This is a genomic window from Flavobacterium sp. (assembly GCF_049240005.1).
Lineage (GTDB): Bacteria > Bacteroidota > Bacteroidia > Flavobacteriales > Flavobacteriaceae > Flavobacterium.
This window is the reverse complement of sequence record NZ_JBMLTK010000087.1, coordinates 11,962-28,021: the sequence shown is the minus strand read 5'-3', so window position 1 is coordinate 28,021 and position 16,060 is coordinate 11,962. Positions and strand designations below refer to the sequence as shown.

17 protein-coding genes are annotated in these 16,060 nt (G+C 42.9%); 9 read left to right on the top strand and 8 right to left on the bottom strand.

The window, feature by feature from the left end; genetic code table 11:
* The first annotated feature begins 114 nt into the window (after positions 1–114).
* From vap15 to ACOVQQ_RS09030, 3 genes are all read left to right on the top strand, one after another.
* Positions 115–345 (top strand): type II toxin-antitoxin system VapB15 family antitoxin, encoded by a 231-nt coding sequence (gene vap15, locus ACOVQQ_RS09040; protein WP_421817913.1) that lies wholly within the window; start codon positions 115–117, stop codon positions 343–345.
* Complete coding sequence (locus ACOVQQ_RS09035) at positions 326–631, top strand: putative toxin-antitoxin system toxin component, PIN family (RefSeq protein ID WP_421817912.1); 306 nt, start codon at positions 326–328, stop codon at positions 629–631. Before vap15 ends, ACOVQQ_RS09035 begins: the two co-directional genes overlap by 20 nt.
* Positions 632–1,352: 721 nt before the next feature.
* A complete protein-coding gene (locus tag ACOVQQ_RS09030) occupies positions 1,353–2,354 on the top strand; it encodes an NAD-dependent epimerase/dehydratase family protein (RefSeq protein WP_421817911.1) in 1,002 nt (333 codons plus the stop codon).
* Here the strand turns inward: ACOVQQ_RS09030 and ACOVQQ_RS09025 are convergent.
* The 3 genes from ACOVQQ_RS09025 to ACOVQQ_RS09015 are packed head-to-tail and all read right to left on the bottom strand — an operon-like array spanning position 2,351 to position 4,787.
* Positions 2,351–2,719: a DUF4296 domain-containing protein gene (locus ACOVQQ_RS09025; protein WP_421817910.1), complete on the bottom strand. Its 369-nt coding sequence runs from the start codon at positions 2,717–2,719 to the stop codon at positions 2,351–2,353. The two genes, ACOVQQ_RS09030 and ACOVQQ_RS09025, sit on opposite strands and share 4 nt — an antisense overlap.
* A gap of 1 nt (position 2,720) precedes the next feature.
* Positions 2,721–4,061: a dihydroorotase gene (locus tag ACOVQQ_RS09020; protein ID WP_421817909.1), complete on the bottom strand. Its 1,341-nt coding sequence runs from the start codon at positions 4,059–4,061 to the stop codon at positions 2,721–2,723.
* A gap of 3 nt (positions 4,062–4,064) precedes the next feature.
* A complete protein-coding gene (locus tag ACOVQQ_RS09015; RefSeq protein ID WP_421817908.1) occupies positions 4,065–4,787 on the bottom strand; it encodes a polyprenol monophosphomannose synthase in 723 nt (240 codons plus the stop codon).
* A 78-nt stretch (positions 4,788–4,865) separates the two neighbouring features.
* On the opposite strand from ACOVQQ_RS09015, the gene ACOVQQ_RS09010 reads away from it, so the two are divergent.
* A complete protein-coding gene (locus ACOVQQ_RS09010) occupies positions 4,866–5,552 on the top strand; it encodes a DUF4271 domain-containing protein (protein ID WP_421817907.1) in 687 nt (228 codons plus the stop codon).
* Positions 5,553–5,571: 19 nt separating this feature from the next.
* Positions 5,572–6,321, top strand: coding sequence for a uroporphyrinogen-III synthase (locus ACOVQQ_RS09005; RefSeq protein WP_094486087.1), 750 nt, complete (start codon positions 5,572–5,574; stop codon positions 6,319–6,321).
* 462 nt (positions 6,322–6,783) lie between these two features.
* On the opposite strand, the gene ACOVQQ_RS09000 is transcribed toward ACOVQQ_RS09005, so the two are convergent.
* Both ACOVQQ_RS09000 and dinB read right to left on the bottom strand, forming a co-directional pair.
* A complete protein-coding gene (locus tag ACOVQQ_RS09000; protein ID WP_421817906.1) occupies positions 6,784–9,840 on the bottom strand; it encodes a DNA polymerase III subunit alpha in 3,057 nt (1,018 codons plus the stop codon).
* Positions 9,840–10,991: a DNA polymerase IV gene (dinB, locus tag ACOVQQ_RS08995; protein ID WP_421817967.1), complete on the bottom strand. Its 1,152-nt coding sequence runs from the start codon at positions 10,989–10,991 to the stop codon at positions 9,840–9,842. Before dinB ends, ACOVQQ_RS09000 begins: the two co-directional genes overlap by 1 nt.
* 87 nt (positions 10,992–11,078) lie before the next feature.
* Here dinB and ACOVQQ_RS08990 point away from each other — a divergent pair, with 87 nt between their 5' ends.
* On the top strand, positions 11,079–11,840 hold the full coding sequence (locus ACOVQQ_RS08990; RefSeq protein ID WP_094486090.1) for an XRE family transcriptional regulator: 762 nt from the start codon (positions 11,079–11,081) through the stop codon (positions 11,838–11,840).
* Positions 11,841–11,945: 105 nt separating this feature from the next.
* Here ACOVQQ_RS08990 and ACOVQQ_RS08985 read toward each other — a convergent pair whose 3' ends face one another.
* Positions 11,946–12,095, bottom strand: a complete 150-nt coding sequence (locus ACOVQQ_RS08985; RefSeq protein WP_421817905.1) for a hypothetical protein — start codon at positions 12,093–12,095, stop codon at positions 11,946–11,948.
* A gap of 67 nt (positions 12,096–12,162) precedes the next feature.
* Positions 12,163–13,671, bottom strand: a complete 1,509-nt coding sequence (locus ACOVQQ_RS08980; RefSeq protein ID WP_421817904.1) for a GH3 auxin-responsive promoter family protein — start codon at positions 13,669–13,671, stop codon at positions 12,163–12,165.
* A 114-nt stretch (positions 13,672–13,785) separates the two neighbouring features.
* Here ACOVQQ_RS08980 and ACOVQQ_RS08975 point away from each other — a divergent pair, with 114 nt between their 5' ends.
* The 3 genes from ACOVQQ_RS08975 to ACOVQQ_RS08965 all read left to right on the top strand — a co-directional run bounded on the left by ACOVQQ_RS08975 (position 13,786) and on the right by ACOVQQ_RS08965 (position 15,411).
* Positions 13,786–14,580 carry a DUF2797 domain-containing protein gene (locus ACOVQQ_RS08975; protein WP_421817903.1) on the top strand — a complete coding sequence of 265 codons (795 nt, stop codon included), beginning with the start codon at positions 13,786–13,788 and terminating at the stop codon, positions 14,578–14,580.
* A gap of 263 nt (positions 14,581–14,843) precedes the next feature.
* Positions 14,844–15,074, top strand: a complete 231-nt coding sequence (locus ACOVQQ_RS08970) for a hypothetical protein (RefSeq protein ID WP_298142758.1) — start codon at positions 14,844–14,846, stop codon at positions 15,072–15,074.
* Positions 15,064–15,411: a type II toxin-antitoxin system PemK/MazF family toxin gene (locus ACOVQQ_RS08965; protein ID WP_421817902.1), complete on the top strand. Its 348-nt coding sequence runs from the start codon at positions 15,064–15,066 to the stop codon at positions 15,409–15,411. Before ACOVQQ_RS08970 ends, ACOVQQ_RS08965 begins: the two co-directional genes overlap by 11 nt.
* Before the next feature lie 55 nt (positions 15,412–15,466).
* Here ACOVQQ_RS08965 and ACOVQQ_RS08960 read toward each other — a convergent pair whose 3' ends face one another.
* Positions 15,467–16,021: a hypothetical protein gene (locus ACOVQQ_RS08960; RefSeq protein ID WP_421817901.1), complete on the bottom strand. Its 555-nt coding sequence runs from the start codon at positions 16,019–16,021 to the stop codon at positions 15,467–15,469.
* Between the last annotated feature and the right edge of the window lie 39 nt (positions 16,022–16,060).

The following is a 16,060-nucleotide window of genomic DNA, read 5'->3' as shown; positions in this document are numbered from 1 at the left end:
AACAACAGACAAAAAATAATACGCTATTTCAAATCCAGCGGTGCTACTTTTTGTCTAAACCTTTTCAGACAATTAAAAATTTCGTAAGTTAGGAGTTCGAAAAAAAGCACAAAAATGAAGGCTTCAATAGAAATAGATTTAAGTTTCAATCAGATATTAGCTGTTGTCAAACAACTTCCAAGACAGCAAAAAATTAGATTGACAAAAGAATTGGAGAAAGAGGCCATTGATACGCGCCTTTCAAAACTGCTTAAGACGTTCAATTCAGAAGACCTAGATATGAATTTGATAGATGAAGAAGTTGAGCGCGTAAGGCAGCAAATCTATGACCAGAAAAAGCGCTAAAGTAATTTTTGACACTAATGTTTGGATTAGCTTCCTAATTGGGAAGCAGCTGGCTACGGTAAAACATCAAATTGCAAAAGGATCTATTATTGTAGTAACAACCGAGCAGCTACTGCTGGAAATTAAGCTGGTTACGAGTCGAGAAAAACTGCAGAAGTACTTTCCTAAAGAAAATGTTGCCGAACTATTAGACCTATTAGAAACAATTGCAGAAAAAGTTGCTATCACGCCAAAATACTCCATCTGTCGCGACCCCCAAAGACAATTTTTTACTCGATTTAATTGACTTTTCTAAAGCAGATTATTTGGTAACCGGAGACAAAGATCTTCTAGAACACAATCCTTTCAAAACAGCTAAAATACTGACTCCCTCTGAATTTGAAAAAGAGTTCGCATTTTAGTACCCCCGCTCCTCAAACGCTCCCAACTTTGAGGTTAACAAATTGTAGCAGTAAATCAAAACACAACAACATCAGCCAGTTCTCAATTACCAGATGCAATTTTTTCAGGCGGTTTGCTACGTTCTGTGGTTTCCTCAACAGCCAAATATTCCACAAAATTCTGTGAGCTTCGGCGGTTTCTGTGCGATTTTTTTAGTATTAAGATTGGAGTATTAAGATTGGAGTATTAAGATTGGAGTATTAAGTATTAAGACTTTGCGACGTTTACCACTTAACGTATGTTCTTGGGGAAGCTAGAAGCTAGACACGAGAAGCTAGACTTCGATGATTTCAGCACTCTACGTATCATATCGCCTCCTCAACCCGCAATTCGTCGGAGCCTGAGCCTGCCTGAGGCAACATTGTGTCCATTGAGAAAAAACATGGCGAAACATTGTGCTCCAACATTAAGCTCCTAACGCCCAAACTCCTCAACCTAATTCCAAACGGGCATTTCTTTTCACGGCATCCGCAAAAGCGCCGGCAAGCCCCAACCGGAGATCATTTTCTTAAAAAGCAAAACGCAAGCGTACAAAACTATTGCGCTAAAACTCGTATTTTTACGCTATGAAAATTGTCGTTGGCGGTACAGGCTTTGTAGGAACGCATTTGCTGTTAGCACTAACAGCCCGCGAACAGCAAGTTGTTGCCACTTACCGCAAGTCGGATAAGATTACACGAGTTAAAGCCTTGTTTACACACGAGAACCGCCAAGCCGATTTCGAGAAAATTAGTTGGCGCTACGCCGATGTAACCGACATCCCAAGTTTAGAATTAGCCTTAACCGACATAACCACACTCTACAACTGCTCCGGATTTGTGAGTTTTGAACCGAAAGATTACCAAAAGTTACTGAAAATCAATATCGAAGGAACGGCCAATTTGGTAAACTGTGCCTTGCATTTGGGTATAGAAACCTTCATTCACGTGAGCAGTATCGCCGCTTTAGGTGCTATGCCGCTGCCTGACTTACCTATTAACGAAGAAGCCGAATGGAATCGGGAGCTCAAAAACAGCGATTACGCCATTTCAAAATACGGTGCCGAAATCGAAGTTTGGCGCGGCGAACAAGAAGGTTTGCGCGTATTAATCGTAATTCCCGGTGTTATCTTAGGAATTGGTTTCGGAACGAATTCCGGCCGTTTACTAACAAATTTTGCAACGAAAAACACCTACGGATTTCCTCCAGGAACCACCGCTTTTGTGTCGGTTACCGATGTGGTTGCTGCCTTACTCGAACTCGAAGCAAAACAACTGTTCGGAAAACGATTTATCCTGAGCGCCGGAAACTACAGTGTGTTCGAAATCGGAAATAAAATACGAGCAGCAGCAAAATTGGCTACAGTGAACAAACAGCTTTCTGCCGGCATGCTCTGGACCGCTTCGGTACTCGAATACCTGCCTGCTTTGTTTGGTTTAAAACGCCGACGCTTGAGTTTTGCTATGGTACGTTCGGCCCTAAGCCTCGAACAGTATAGCAACGACAGTGTACGAGAACAGCTCGGCTTTACCTTCGAAAACATAGACACTACGGTGGCTACTATGACCGAATTTTACAGCAAAAACTAAGATTTTGGTTTCGGAAGCGGCTTTTGAGGCACTTCTTTCAAACTTTCTTTCTTTTCTTCCAGTTTAGCTTTTACTTCTTCAAAAATCTTCTTGTACTTTTTGATGTTTTGCGCGTAGTAATAATCGCTGTCTTCGAATTGCTTTTTCGTAACCTGGTGTTTTTTGAAAACCGATTCCGGCAAAACGATGTTTTCCTCCGCTAATTTTCCGGGCATGTTGTTATCAATGGCCTGATAAACCTGCATATCGTAGTAAATTTCTACCATATCCTCTTCATCGATGAGGTTTTCAGGCTCCGGAACAGAACTCGATTGGCATCCATACAGCCACGTACCCAGCAATAAAACAATAACGAGTTTTTTCATATTAGCGATCAAACAATAAACGACTACCCAAAGCGGCTTCTAAAATCTTAAAGTTTTTGTACACCAGATTTCCGTTCACAAAAGTATGGGTTATTCTCGATTTAAACGTTTGTCCCTCAAAAGGCGACCATCCGCAGCTGGCCAAAACGTTCTCGCGTTTCACGGTCCACGGTGAGCCGATATCTACCAAAGCTAAATCGGCCGCATAGCCTTCGCGAATAAAACCTCGATTTCTGATTTTGAACAAAATAGCCGGATTATGCGCCATTTTTTCAACGATTTTTTCAATCGATATTTTTCCTTGGTGGTAGGCTTCGAACATCGCTACAACGGCATGCTGTACGAGCGGTCCGCCGGAAGGTGCCGAGGTATAGAGTTGCGCTTTTTCTTCCAAAGTATGCGGTGCATGATCGGTGGCAATTACGTCGATGGTGTCGTCGAGTAAGGCTTTCCACAGCGCATCGCGATCGGCAGCCGTTTTCACCGCCGGATTCCATTTAATGAAATTGCCTTTGGTGTCGTAATCTTCTTCCGAAAACCACAAATGATGAATACATACTTCAGCAGTAATTTTCTTTTCAGCCAGCGGAATTTTATTGGTGAAAAGTTCCATTTCTTTAGCTGTACTGAGGTGGAACACATGCAGTCGTGCGCCCGTTTTTTGCGCTAGAGCGATGGTTTTTGAAGAAGATAGGTAACAGGCTTCTTCGCTGCGAATGAGGTGGTGGTATTTTACGGGAATATCGTCGCCGTACATTTCTTTGTACTGTGCGAGATTTCGTTTTATGGTTCCTTCGTCTTCGCAGTGTGTGGCGATGAGTAAAGGCGTTGAAGAAAAGATACGTTCGAGCGCTACTTCGTCGTCAACGAGCATATTTCCAGTGGAAGATCCGAGAAATAATTTGAGTCCTGCTACTTTTTCGGAGTCGGTTCGTAAAATTTCTTCGAGGTTGTTGTTGGTTCCGCCGAGCATAAACGAGTAGTTTGCAATCGACGTTTCGGCGGCACGAGCGTATTTTTGTTCGAGAATTTCGTGTGTTACAGCGTTGGGAACAGTATTGGGTTGTTCGATAAACGAAGTAATTCCGCCGGCAACTGCTGCGCGCGATTCGGTAAATAAATTGCCTTTGTGCGTTAATCCGGGTTCTCTAAAATGAACCTGATCGTCGATGGCACCTGGGATGAGGTAGTTTCCTCCCGCATCGATAATTTTTGTAGCGGCGGTTTTTGCAGAGATGGACGTTCCGATTTCCGCGATTAAACCACCTTCGATAAGCAAATCGCCTTCCAGGATACGTCCTTCGTTTACGATTCTTGCATTCTTGATAAGTGTTGTGTTCATGGTTTACAAGCGGTTAAACAAGTGTCTGATTCTAAGTTTAATGACGCCAAATACGGCTTCTTTTATGATGGAACCACTCATTTTTGATACGCCGTTGGCGCGATCGGTGAAAATGATTGGGACTTCGGTTATTTTAAAATTCTTGCAATATGCGCGGTATTTCATTTCGATTTGAAAGGCATAACCCACAAATTTGATGCGATTGAAATCGATTTTCTCGAGCACTGCAGCTTTGTAACACATGAAGCCTGCCGTGGCGTCTCTGATGGTCATGCCCGTGATGAAACGCACATACATCGAGGCAAAGTAGCTCAATAAAACTCGACTCAGCGGCCAGTTTACAACATTAACGCCGGTGATGTACCGTGAGCCTATTACTACATCTGAACCTTCGAGAGCGGCATTATAAAGATACTGCAGATCGTTCGGATTGTGCGAAAAATCGGCGTCCATTTCAAAAATGTACTCGTATTTGTGCTCCAACGCCCATTTAAAGCCGTGCACGTAAGCGGTTCCTAAACCTGATTTTCCCTTGCGATTTTCGAGAAACAACGCATGCGGGAACTCTTGTTGGAGCGTACGAACAGCGTTGGCGGTTCCGTCGGGCGAATTATCATCGACAATCAGTACATGAAAGGATTCGGGTAGGTTTAAAACAGCCCGAATAATCGGATGGATGTTTTCGATTTCGTTGTATGTCGGTATAATTACGAGAGCCGCCGGCATTTGTTTCAAGTTACGGGGCAAAAATAAACGATTTGTTCGGGCATAATCATAATAATTTGATAATAAACGAAGCTTTAAATGATGTACTTTTGCGGCATGATAGCGGCTGTAGTATTTCAAGAGCGCGTTTTAGCTGCCAAAGACTGGGTTACCTTAGTCTTTTTGTTGTGCTTGATTTTAATTACAGTAGTAAAAACCAACTTTTCGGGTCGATTTTCCGACTTTTTAAAGCTGTTGGTGAACGACAAATACCTAAAAATTTACCGAGATCCGTCGAACTTGATGAACTGGTTTACGATAGCCTTGTTTGTAGTTCAATTGTTGTCTATCAGTTATTTTATACAACTTTGTTTAAGCTATTTTGGTTTGGCTTCGCGCTACGACTACGTGATGTTCATTCGGTTGTTTACGTTGTTGAGTGTGTTTGTTTTGGGCAAGTTCCTTACGGAGAAAATCATTGGTGCGGCATTTAACATCGATGAAATTGTAGACGGCTTTAACTTGCAAAAAGTGAGTTATCGGACCTATCTTGGGTTGTTATTGCTTCCGGTAAACATCGTTTTGTTCTACTTTGATAATTTCACAAATACAGTCATTTACATTGTTTTGGGCTTGTTTATCGCAATAAACGTGCTTACGTACTTCAATTCTTTGAAGATTTATCAAAACGTGTTGAGCCGAAAAGTGTTTTATTTTATTTTGTATCTTTGCGCTCTTGAAATAGCGCCCTATTTTTTTATTTATTCTTGGTTTATAAGAAGTTAAAATTTACAAATTTTCTAGTATGAAAGTGAAGACGATTTTGGTCTCTCAGCCTGAGCCTAAGGTAGAAAATTCCCCTTATTTTGAGCTTCAGCAAAAGTTAAAAGTAAAGATTGACTTCAGGCCTTTTATTCATGTTGAAGGTGTTAGTGCAAAGGATGTTCGTTTGCAGAAAATAGACCTCAACAATTACACCGCAATCATTTTGACGAGTAAAAATTCGGTAGATCACTTTTTCCGTGTTGCCGAAGAAATGCGATATAAAATCCCGGAAACGCTCAAGTATTTCTGCCAGTCGGAAGCCATTGCATACTACTTACAGAAGTATGTGGTGTACCGCAAGCGCAAGATTTATGTGGGTCAGAAGGATTTTGTGGACATGTCGCCTTTGATTAAGAAATATAAAGACGAGAAGTTCTTGTTGCCCGCTTCAGATCAGTTGAATGCCGATGCTCCGCAGGTTTTAAACAGTTTGAAAGTAGATTGGACACAAGCCACGTTCTACAAAACAGTAATGAGCGATTTGTCGGATTTAGCCGATGTGTACTACGATGTATTGGCGTTTTTTAGTCCGACGGGAATTAAATCGTTGTTTAAAAACTTCCCGGATTTCGAACAAAACAACACGCGTATTGCCGTTTTCGGATCGACTACCCAAAAAGAAGCTTTGGATCACGGTTTGCGTGTCGACATTATGGCACCATCACCAGAAGCGCCTTCGATGACGATGGCTTTGGAAAAGTACATTACCAAAGTTAACAAAGAGAAATAATAGCACGCCCGGCCAATCGCCGGGTTTTTTATGCTCGGGAACGAACGCCGGTAACGATTTTCGCGTTAGGTGGCGGCGCGAAAATTAAAACGCCAAATAGCTATTGAGGCTTGGCGTGTTGTTTTGTTTACACCATTTTTTTCGAAATGATTTTTTGATCTTGCGCTTAAACGGCGACCAACGGAAGCCCGTTTACTGCCTAGCCGAAAAGCGATTTGGCGTTTTTATTGCAGCAAGCAACCGGCGGCGGCTGTCTCGGTTTTTCCAGTAAATGAGCCGCCGAAACGCCCAAATTAAAAAAATAAACGTTAGAGTTATATTCGATGAAAATAAGTGAAATTTGCGGCTGCTGATTTTAATTAAATAATTGATTTTCAATTATATTACCCGAGGTAATATTGCAATATTACAAATGAAATATCGCAAAGCCGAATTAGCGTATTTTCAAGCGATTTACAGCGCTTAAATCTTCATCCGTTGTCTCGGTAAATTTATTTCGTGTTCCTGCGGATAGGGTTTTCGGTGTGTGAGGCTCACGTCTTCGCGCATGTTTTGCTGCGTTGTGTACGCTCGGGAATTGCTTGCCGAAAAGCGCGGATCGGGAATAAACGGCATTTTGGCCATTTTTTGAACGGTGATGGTGGGAAAATGATAGTCGACTTCCACAAAGCCCAACAACAAATAGCAGCCGCCGCCTTGAAACGGGTATTTTTGCAGGCAATCGGCAAAATGTGCCGTATCGAAAAAAGTACCTTCTACATCGATCCAAGTTCCGAAATACATCGACCCCAATTTGGTCGGAACGTGTTTTCGAGAAACCAGATACGCCAACATGCGCACCGTTTTTTTGTGATAGGCGTTGAGATCGCGCGCCAGCACATCGCCTCTGTACTTGGTTTTGAGTAAGTCGAACGGACTACAAGACACCGGAAAGTTGAGCAGTTCGATCTCGTCGAAGGCGTCTTCAAAAACACTGCGCGGCAAATCCGGAAGTTTAAAAGGCTTGATGGGCTCGGCAAGAAGTTTCCAGTTGCGGTCTTCCGGTTTGAAGTTCACTAAAATCATGCGTGCGCGGATAAGCAACTCGTTTTTGGAAAGTTTGGTGAAGCGAAACGCCCCAATAAATATGAGAATTTGTAGGTTTTCGATGCCGATGGGAACGCGTTCGATAAAATTTTCGAGCGATTGAAACGGACCAAACTGCGTGCGATTTTCAACGATATCGGCCGCCACTTTAGCGTGTAAACCTTCCAAATGCATGAAGCCCAAGTACACCACTTTTCCGTAAACGGTGGTTTGAATTTCGCTGTTGTTCACGCAGGGATTTTCGATTTGCGCTCCCGCCATTCGGGCTTCGTGCACATATACTTCGGTACGGTAAAAGCCGCCCTGGTTGTTAATTACGGCCACCATAAACTCGATCGGAAAGTAGGCTTTGAGGTATAAACTTTGGTAACTTTCGACCGCGTACGAAGCCGAGTGTGCCTTGCAAAACGAGTAGCCGGCGAAAGATTCGATTTGTCGGTAAATCTCTTTGCTCAACTCCAGCGGATGTCCTTGTTTGGCACAGCACTCAAAAAAATGGTCTTTTACTTTTTGCAACGCGGCCTTCGAACGTCCTTTTCCGCTCATGGCTCGGCGCAGCACATCGCCGTCGGTAGCAGGCAAACCGCCGTAGTGTAACGCAATCTTGATCACGTCTTCTTGATACACCATAATGCCGTAAGTTTCGCCGAGCTGCTGTTCGAAAACGGGATGAAAGTACTCGAACTTGTCGGGAAAATTGTGTCGGAAAATGTACTCTTTCATCATCCCCGATTGGGCAACTCCCGGGCGAATGATCGACGAAGCTGCAACGAGCGTTTTGTAGTTGTCGCACTTGAGTCGACGCAGCAACCCACGCATAGCCGGACTTTCGATATAAAAGCAGCCGATAGTTTGGCCGCGACTCAAAAATTCGTTGGCTTTTGCTTCGTTTTTCGACAAGCGCGTATCTCGGATGTTTACCGTAATGCCTTGGTTTTTGGCAATTAACTTCACCGAATCGTCGATGTGTCCGATACCGCGCTGACTCAAAATATCGAATTTATCGAAACCCACGTCTTCGGCGATATGCATGTCGAATTGTACAATTGGAAAACCTTTGGGAGGCAGTTCCAAAATGCTGTAGTTGGTGATGGGTTCTTCGGAAATCAAAATACCGCAGGCGTGCATGCTGCGTTGGTTGGGGTATTTTTCGAGCAGGGTCCCGAATTCGTGCACCAGTTGTACTACCTGATTTTTGTCGTGTACCGTAAGCGGATGCGTAGCTAGGAAATCGAGTTCTTCTTTCGGAAGTCCGTACACTTTTCCCACTTCTCGAATAATCGAACGGTATTTGAATTCGACATTGGTTCCGCAAAACGCCACATGATTGGGGCCGTATTTTTCGAAAATGTATTCGAGAATCGTATCGCGTTCTTTCCAAGACCAATCGATGTCGAAATCGGGTGGTGTTTTCCGATTCAAATTCAGGAAACGTTCGAAGTACAAATCGAGTTCAATGGGACAAATATCTGTAATTCCGAGACAGTAACTCACGATACTGTTGGCTCCGCTGCCGCGACCAATGTGCAGAAAACCCCGACTGTTGCTGAATTGTACGATGTCCCACGTAATGAGAAAATAGCCGTTGAAGTTCAGCTCGTCGATTACTTTTAGTTCTTTTTCGACTCGAGCTTGTGCCGCTTCATGCTTGGCGCCGTAGCGTTTTTCTAGACCTTCGTAGGCGAGTTTTCGCAACAGCTGTGCATCACTTTCTTTGCTTTCGGTGAAGTTTTGCTTGTTCTTAGGTGTTCTGAATTCGAATTCGAACTGGCAAGCCGATAAAATTTTGTACGTATTTGCCACGAGTTCGGGATAATCGGCGAAGTAGCGTTCTAAACGTGCCGGTTGCACGAGTTGTTCGGAAAAGTGTGCGTGATCTTGCGGTTGTAGTTTCGAACGCAAGGTGTTTAGATCGATGGCGCGGAGTATGCAATGCAGTTCGTATTCGGTTTTATTTCGGAACGTTACCGGTTGCAGCACTACGGCTCGACTGCTCAAAAAACCACGGTCGTATTTATAGCATTGTGAAATTTGCGAAGGTTTGAAGCCTAGAAATTCGAAATCGCGCAGGGTTTCGGGTTGGTTTTCGAGCGGATAAATCACAAAAACGTTCTTAAACTCCGGTGCGCTGTCGGGAATTTCGATGTTGTTGAGATTGCAATGCGTTATAAACCGATTGATTTCGGTAAGTCCGGTAGTATTTTGTGCTAATGCAATGAATTTAAGTTGGTTATTGGCACGACACTCGACACCAACTACCGCTTGGATTCCGGCCTGATCGCAAGCTTTTTTGAAATCGTAAATACCTGTAATGGTGTTGATGTCGGTTAGTGCCAAAGCTTTAACGCCTTGTTTTACGGCAAGGTTTACCAATTCTTCCAGCGGAATAGTTCCGTAGCGAAGGCTGTAAAACGAGTGGCAGTTGAGGTACATTACAAATTGTCTTTAAGGATGGTTTCGGCCCGACCTACAGCTTTAAATCCGAATCGGAGTTTGATTTTGTCCATGGCTTGGTAAAGCGCTAACATTTCGAGCGTATCTTCAAAAAGATTGATTTGATAATTGCCGTGCACTAAACCTTTTAAGTTTACGCCGAGCATACGAACGCGCATGCGCCGTTGGTAATTTTTTTCGAAGAGTTCGTGCGCCGTTTTAATGATTACGTGGTCGGCAGCGGTGTAAGGCAGAGACGCTTGCCGGGTTTCGGTATCAAAATTGGCGTATTTGATTTTCACGACCACGCACGAAGTAAGCCACTGCTCGGTACGCAATTGGTGTGCTAACTTTTCGCACATCGCGGTAAGCAAAGACCGCATGGCTTTTAAATCGATGCTGTCTTGTTCAAACGTGCGTTCGGTGGAAAGCGATTTCCGTTCGCGATAGGGTTCCACCGGATTGTAATCGATACCGTTGGCTTTCTTCCAAATTTCGATGCCGTTTTTTCCGATGAGTTGCTGCAAGACTTCCACGGGCATTTCTGCCAAGGTTTTGATGTTTCGAACACCGATTCGCGACAACAATTGGTAAGTAACATCGCCCAACATCGGAATTTTTTGAATGGGAAGCGGATCGAGAAAGCTACGCACATCGGACTGAGGAATTTGGATTTTTCCCTTGGGCTTGGCTTGTCCGGTTCCGATTTTGGAAACGGTTTTGTTTATGGAAAGTGCAAAACTAATTGGCAAACCGGTTTCGCGAACAATTTTCTGCGCAAGCTCAGTGGTCCATTTATACGAACCGTAAAAGCGATCCATTCCGGTAATGTCGAGGTAATGTTCATCGATGCTGGCCTTTTCAAAAAGCGGCGCTTCTTCTTCTATAATTTGAGTGACTTCTCGGGAAAGTTTGGAGTACAATTCCATGTCGCCGCGAATTACTTTCGCATCCGGACACAGTTTAAGTGCCATTCGCATGGGCATGGCCGAACGCACACCAAACTTCCGCGCTTCATACGAACAAGAAGCCACCACACCGCGGTCTCCACCGCCCACAATTAACGGAATATTAGCAAGTTGACTGTTGTTTCGTTTCTCACAAGAGACAAAAAATTCGTCTAAATCCATATGTACAATTGCTCGTTCTATCATAACCATTCTTTTTTGTACCGAACAAAATTAATACGATTTGTAGCAAACTTTTGTATATTTGTTGCTATAAATTATCTCAATTTTATGACCCTTTTCGGAGACAACATTCGCCACTTACGCATCAAGAAAAACTTGTCGCAAGACAAGGTTGCGCAAGCATTGTTTATTACACGCGGCAGATACGCTAAATATGAAGAAGGAAAAGCAGAACCGCCTTACGATGTGCTCAGGCGTATTGCTGCTTTGTACAACATTAGCATTGATTTGCTGTTGGCGCTCGACGTGAAGAAGGTGGACATTGAGTCGTTGATTAAGCTCGACGACAATAAAATTGTTTTGCCCATTACGGTCGATTCGTTCGGAAGAAACAGCATCGAGTTGGTGTCGCATCGGGCACGAGCGGGCTATTTGAGTGGCTACAGCGATCCGGAATACATTGAGAGTTTACCGCAAATTTCGATTCCGTTTTTGGGTCCTGGGAAATATCGGGCGTTCCCGATTTCGGGCGACTCCATGCCGCCGCACAACGACAATACGTATGTAATTGGGCGCTATATCGATAATTTGGGCGAAATCAGAAAAGGGAAAACGTATATCGTAGTTACCGCCAACGAAGGAATTACTTACAAACGCTTAGCCGACAAGGAAGACGACAGCATTACCGTGGCTTCAGATAACGTTATTTATGCGCCGTATAAAATCAAGCTTTCCGAAATTATTCAAATTTGGGAATTCGGTTGCAGCATAACCACCAAAGAAGCCATTCCCGACGATCTTTCGAACGTGAATTTAAAAGAAGTGTTGCTCGATTTGCGAAAAGATATCAAGCAATTGAAGAAGAGCTAAATGCCGATTTTGCGCGACTTGAAATTTCGTTTGCACGCAACCTCGAGTCGCAAACCCAAAACAGGCACTCGGTTAGATTCACAAAAAAACCCGGACAAGCCGGGATTATTCTGAAACTTTCGTTTTTTGTGAAACCTCTTGATAAGGTGTACCATCGGGAGTCTGACAATATCTGTTCTTACAACTCCATCCACTTCTGCCGCAGCTGCTAACCCCAATAGCAATTACTGCGATAATCAAACCTTTACGTAGCATTAATTTTAATTTTCCACTAAGTTACGCCGTCAATTGCGCACTAGGTTATAAAATCGATATACTGCACTTAAAGTTCCATGAGTTGCTCAATATAGCCTCTGTGGTTCGATAATCTGGGGATTTTATGTTGTCCGCCCAACTTGTCTTGCGCTTTCAGCCAATCATAAAATAAGTTCTTACGCGCTTGGTGAATCACCGGCGGATTTAACGTCATATTCATATTTCGCTTGGCTTCGTAATCCGAATTAAGCGATTTCAACGTATCGTCGAGCAACAAACAAAAAGCGTTGAAATCGGTTGGCTCTGCTCGAAATTCAATAATCCATTCATGAGCACCTTTCGATTTTCCGTCCATAAAAATCGGCGCCACCGTGTAATCAACTACTTCAGCGCTCGTTCCTTTACAAGCTGCAGCAATAGCGCGATCCGAGTTTTCTACTATCAATTCTTCACCAAAAACATTAATGTGGTGTTTGGTACGCCCCGTTACGCGAACTTTATACGGATTCACCGATGTAAAACGAACCGTGTCGCCAATTTGATAACGCCATAAACCTGAATTCGTGGTAATTACCATCGCGTAGTTCTTATCTACTTCCACTTCCCACAACGGAATAATCGTAGCTTCGGCAGTTCCAAAATCCGACATCGGAATGAATTCGTAAAAAATTCCGTAGTCGAGCATCAAAAGCAAATCCTGCGAATTATTCAAATCTTGAATGGCAAAAAAACCTTCGCTAGCATTATAAATTTCGTAATACTGAAAGGAATTCGACGGAATTAAATTGCGATACGGAACCCGATACGGATCAAAACTCACACCGCCGTGGAAATACACTTCTAAATTCGGCCAAATTTCCAGCAAGTTGCTTTTGCCGGTTGTTTCCAAAACGCGATGCAACAAAACCATCATCCAACTCGGAACACCGGCCAAACTCGTTACATTTTCATTAATCGTTTCGTTTACAATGGCCGGTAACTTACTTTCCCAGTCGCTCATTAACGAAATTCGGTTGCTCGGAGTCGAACTAAATTCCGCCCAAAACGGCATGTTTTCAATAAGTATCGCCGATAAATCACCAAAAAACGTATTGTTGCTTTCGTACAATTCCTTACTTCCGCCTAAGCGTAAACTTTTACCTACAAATAGCTGCGAATCTTCGTTGTTGTTCAAATACAAACACAATAAATCTTTTCCCGCTTTGTAATGACAGTTCTCGAGCGCTTCGTTCGACACCGGAATAAACTTGCTCTTGGCATTGGTAGTACCGCTCGATTTCGCAAACCATTTTATCGGAGTCGGCCAAAAAACATTGTGTGCTCCCTGCCGACATTGCTCGATTTCCGGCTCGAAATCTTCGTATTGCACCACCGGAACCTGACGCGCAAATTGCGCATAACTTTTTATAGAACCAAAACCGTATTTCTTCCCTAAAACCGTGTGTTCGGCAGTTCGAACCAACGAAAGCAAAAGCTCTTCTTGAACTTCGTGCGGATACTTGATAAACAATTCAATCTGGTGAATGCGCTTTTTGAGAATCCACGAGGCAACAGAATTGATAATAGGTAAGGGCATAGGGCTCTGGGTTAAAAAAGCAACAACAGTATTATTGCTTTCAAGGCTTTCAAAAATAAAAAAAAATGTCAACTTTGCTTGCAATCACAACAGCAATCCAACAAACGCTAAGCTATGCTTTATCGAGGAACTTTGCAGAAAATGCAGACTGAATTTTCGAATCCCATAAACTATTATCTGGTTTTCGAATCCGATTTTTTGCAACTCAATTCGCAGTTGGGTAAAAAGCTATCAATCAAAGCGGTAGGTTTTCAATGCTTGAATTGCGGAAAAGCCAAACGCATTTTTCGCCAAGGTTTTTGCTACGATTGTTTTGTTGCGGCGCCGGCTGCGGGCGATTGGATCATGCGCCCAGAGCTCTCCAAAGCGCATTTGGGTATTGCCGATCGTGATTTATCCTACGAACAAAAGGTGCAATTACAACCTCATGTCGTATATCTGGCAGCTTCCTCAAGCGTAAAAGTGGGCGTAACGCGCAAGTCGCAAGTACCCACACGCTGGATCGATCAAGGTGCGTCGGCAGCAATGTCTCTGCTTGAAGTGCCCAATCGATACTTGGCAGGAATTTGCGAAGTTGCCCTCAAAACCGCTTTTTCCGATAAAACCAATTGGCGAAAAATGTTGCAAAACGATGTGGCCGACATTTCCTTACCCGATTTCGCAGCGCAGGCCTTATCGCTCATTCCCGCAGAAGCGCAGGCGTTCATCAACAACACGTCTACAGAAGTTACGCAATTGCACTATCCGGTTTTGAAGTATCCCGAAAAGCTGCAATCGCAAAGTTTAGAAAAAACGCCACAAATCGAAGGCGTTCTCAGCGGAATAAAAGGGCAGTATCTGCTTTTCGAAAACGGCGATGTCTTCAATGTGCGCAGCAACGAAGGTTACGTAGTGGAAATCGAAATTTAATTCAGCGTATTTTTTTTGGGCGGCATTTCGCGCTTTACACTGCAAGGCGCGTCGCCAAAAAACGTTTCAACCGCGCGTTGTTGGGGCTTCCGTTGGTCGCCGCTACAACTCGGGTTTCAAGCGCTTTTCGGCGTCACGGCTTTTCGTTTCAATCGCGGCCGCGGCATGAGTTACCGGTGTGTCGATTCTTTAAAAAAAATTACAATATCTTTTTACTTTTTCATTCAAAAAATGACATACTTTTGGAATATTAAAATTGTGTTATGAAAACCCTTTCTTTAAAAATCGATGATTCTATTTTCGGAGAAACAGAGAAAATTATTTCTAATATGAGTATTTCTCGCAATCGATATATAAATGAAGCAATTGCACATTACAATACGGTACAGCGTAGAAAGATAATAGAAATGAAACTTAGCGTCGAGTCGGCGTTAGTTAAAGATGACTCCATGAGAGTATTGGAAGATTTTGAAAGAATTGACTATGTTGATTAAGCAGTACGAGATTTGGATTGCAGATTTGAATCCACAAATAGGAACCGAAACAGGAAAAACAAGACCTGTCTTAATTGTTCAAACAGACTTACTAAATAAAACGCAACATCCTTCGTCGATTATTTGTCCTCTAACAACAAAGATTCATAGAGATTCTGAGATTTTGCGCGTTTATTTGAAAAAAGGAACAGGTAATTTACATGAAGAGTGCGACGTGATGATTGATCAAATTCGAGCAGTCGATAACAGAAGATTGTTAAAGAAAATAGGAGTTTTACCTCATGATTTAATTCAAACTATTAAAATGAATCTCGCTATTATACTCGATCTTGAATAACAAAGTATCCGAAAAAACCTGTGAAATTTTTCATTTATCAGATTGGTTCATTTTCCTAAAACGTATATCCAATGCGTATATGTAAATCAGCAGCCGTTTCGCTTTCGCTGCGGTAAAATCGCCTTCCAATACCAAAACCAATTTCATAATTGAAGTTCGTTTTCCCTATGTTTCTGCGAATGCCCCACTTAGGTATTACCGTTAGCTGTTGATTGATTGTTACATCAGCAACGTCGCTTATCAAAAACCAATCGGGATGATACGAGGATTTGATTCCAAAAAAGTTTCCAGAATTATTTCTTGTTTGCTTTCCTTTTTCAGTGCGTTTCCCAAAATTGTAGTAATAGCGCGGCTCAATAGTAAACACAGGAGCTAAAACAAAACCGTTGTCATCGTTGCTTATTCCGCCGAAAAAACCAGCATCTAAGCCTGTCTCAGCCCGAAGTATAAAGTTTTTTGTTACGGGAAATTCAGCGCCAACCCACGTCCCTAAAAATCCGGTTTGAACCTGAAATAAGGTCTTTTGCACCTCTTGTGCATGGCAGTTACTCGTCGAAAAAACGGCGCCAGCTACTGCGCAAACAAAAGCAATCTTTCTAAATCCATGCATTGGTTTATAGCGTTTAAAAGCAATGCTAATCTAGTAATA

Excerpts from the sequence above, each read along its gene's own strand:
- vap15 (WP_421817913.1), top strand. The coding sequence starts at position 115 with ATGAAGGCTTCAATAGAAATAGATTTAAGTTTCAATCAGATATTAGCT.
- ACOVQQ_RS09035 (WP_421817912.1), top strand. The coding sequence starts at position 326 with ATGACCAGAAAAAGCGCTAAAGTAATTTTTGACACTAATGTTTGGATT.
- ACOVQQ_RS09030 (WP_421817911.1), top strand. The coding sequence starts at position 1,353 with ATGAAAATTGTCGTTGGCGGTACAGGCTTTGTAGGAACGCATTTGCTG.
- ACOVQQ_RS09025 (WP_421817910.1), bottom strand. The coding sequence starts at position 2,719 with ATGAAAAAACTCGTTATTGTTTTATTGCTGGGTACGTGGCTGTATGGA.
- ACOVQQ_RS09020 (WP_421817909.1), bottom strand. The coding sequence starts at position 4,061 with ATGAACACAACACTTATCAAGAATGCAAGAATCGTAAACGAAGGACGT.
- ACOVQQ_RS09015 (WP_421817908.1), bottom strand. The coding sequence starts at position 4,787 with ATGCCGGCGGCTCTCGTAATTATACCGACATACAACGAAATCGAAAAC.
- ACOVQQ_RS09010 (WP_421817907.1), top strand. The coding sequence starts at position 4,866 with ATGATGTACTTTTGCGGCATGATAGCGGCTGTAGTATTTCAAGAGCGC.
- ACOVQQ_RS09005 (WP_094486087.1), top strand. The coding sequence starts at position 5,572 with ATGAAAGTGAAGACGATTTTGGTCTCTCAGCCTGAGCCTAAGGTAGAA.
- ACOVQQ_RS09000 (WP_421817906.1), bottom strand. The coding sequence starts at position 9,840 with ATGTACCTCAACTGCCACTCGTTTTACAGCCTTCGCTACGGAACTATT.
- ACOVQQ_RS08990 (WP_094486090.1), top strand. The coding sequence starts at position 11,079 with ATGACCCTTTTCGGAGACAACATTCGCCACTTACGCATCAAGAAAAAC.
- ACOVQQ_RS08985 (WP_421817905.1), bottom strand. The coding sequence starts at position 12,095 with ATGCTACGTAAAGGTTTGATTATCGCAGTAATTGCTATTGGGGTTAGC.
- ACOVQQ_RS08980 (WP_421817904.1), bottom strand. The coding sequence starts at position 13,671 with ATGCCCTTACCTATTATCAATTCTGTTGCCTCGTGGATTCTCAAAAAG.
- ACOVQQ_RS08975 (WP_421817903.1), top strand. The coding sequence starts at position 13,786 with ATGCTTTATCGAGGAACTTTGCAGAAAATGCAGACTGAATTTTCGAAT.
- ACOVQQ_RS08970 (WP_298142758.1), top strand. The coding sequence starts at position 14,844 with ATGAAAACCCTTTCTTTAAAAATCGATGATTCTATTTTCGGAGAAACA.
- ACOVQQ_RS08965 (WP_421817902.1), top strand. The coding sequence starts at position 15,064 with ATGTTGATTAAGCAGTACGAGATTTGGATTGCAGATTTGAATCCACAA.
- ACOVQQ_RS08960 (WP_421817901.1), bottom strand. The coding sequence starts at position 16,021 with ATGCATGGATTTAGAAAGATTGCTTTTGTTTGCGCAGTAGCTGGCGCC.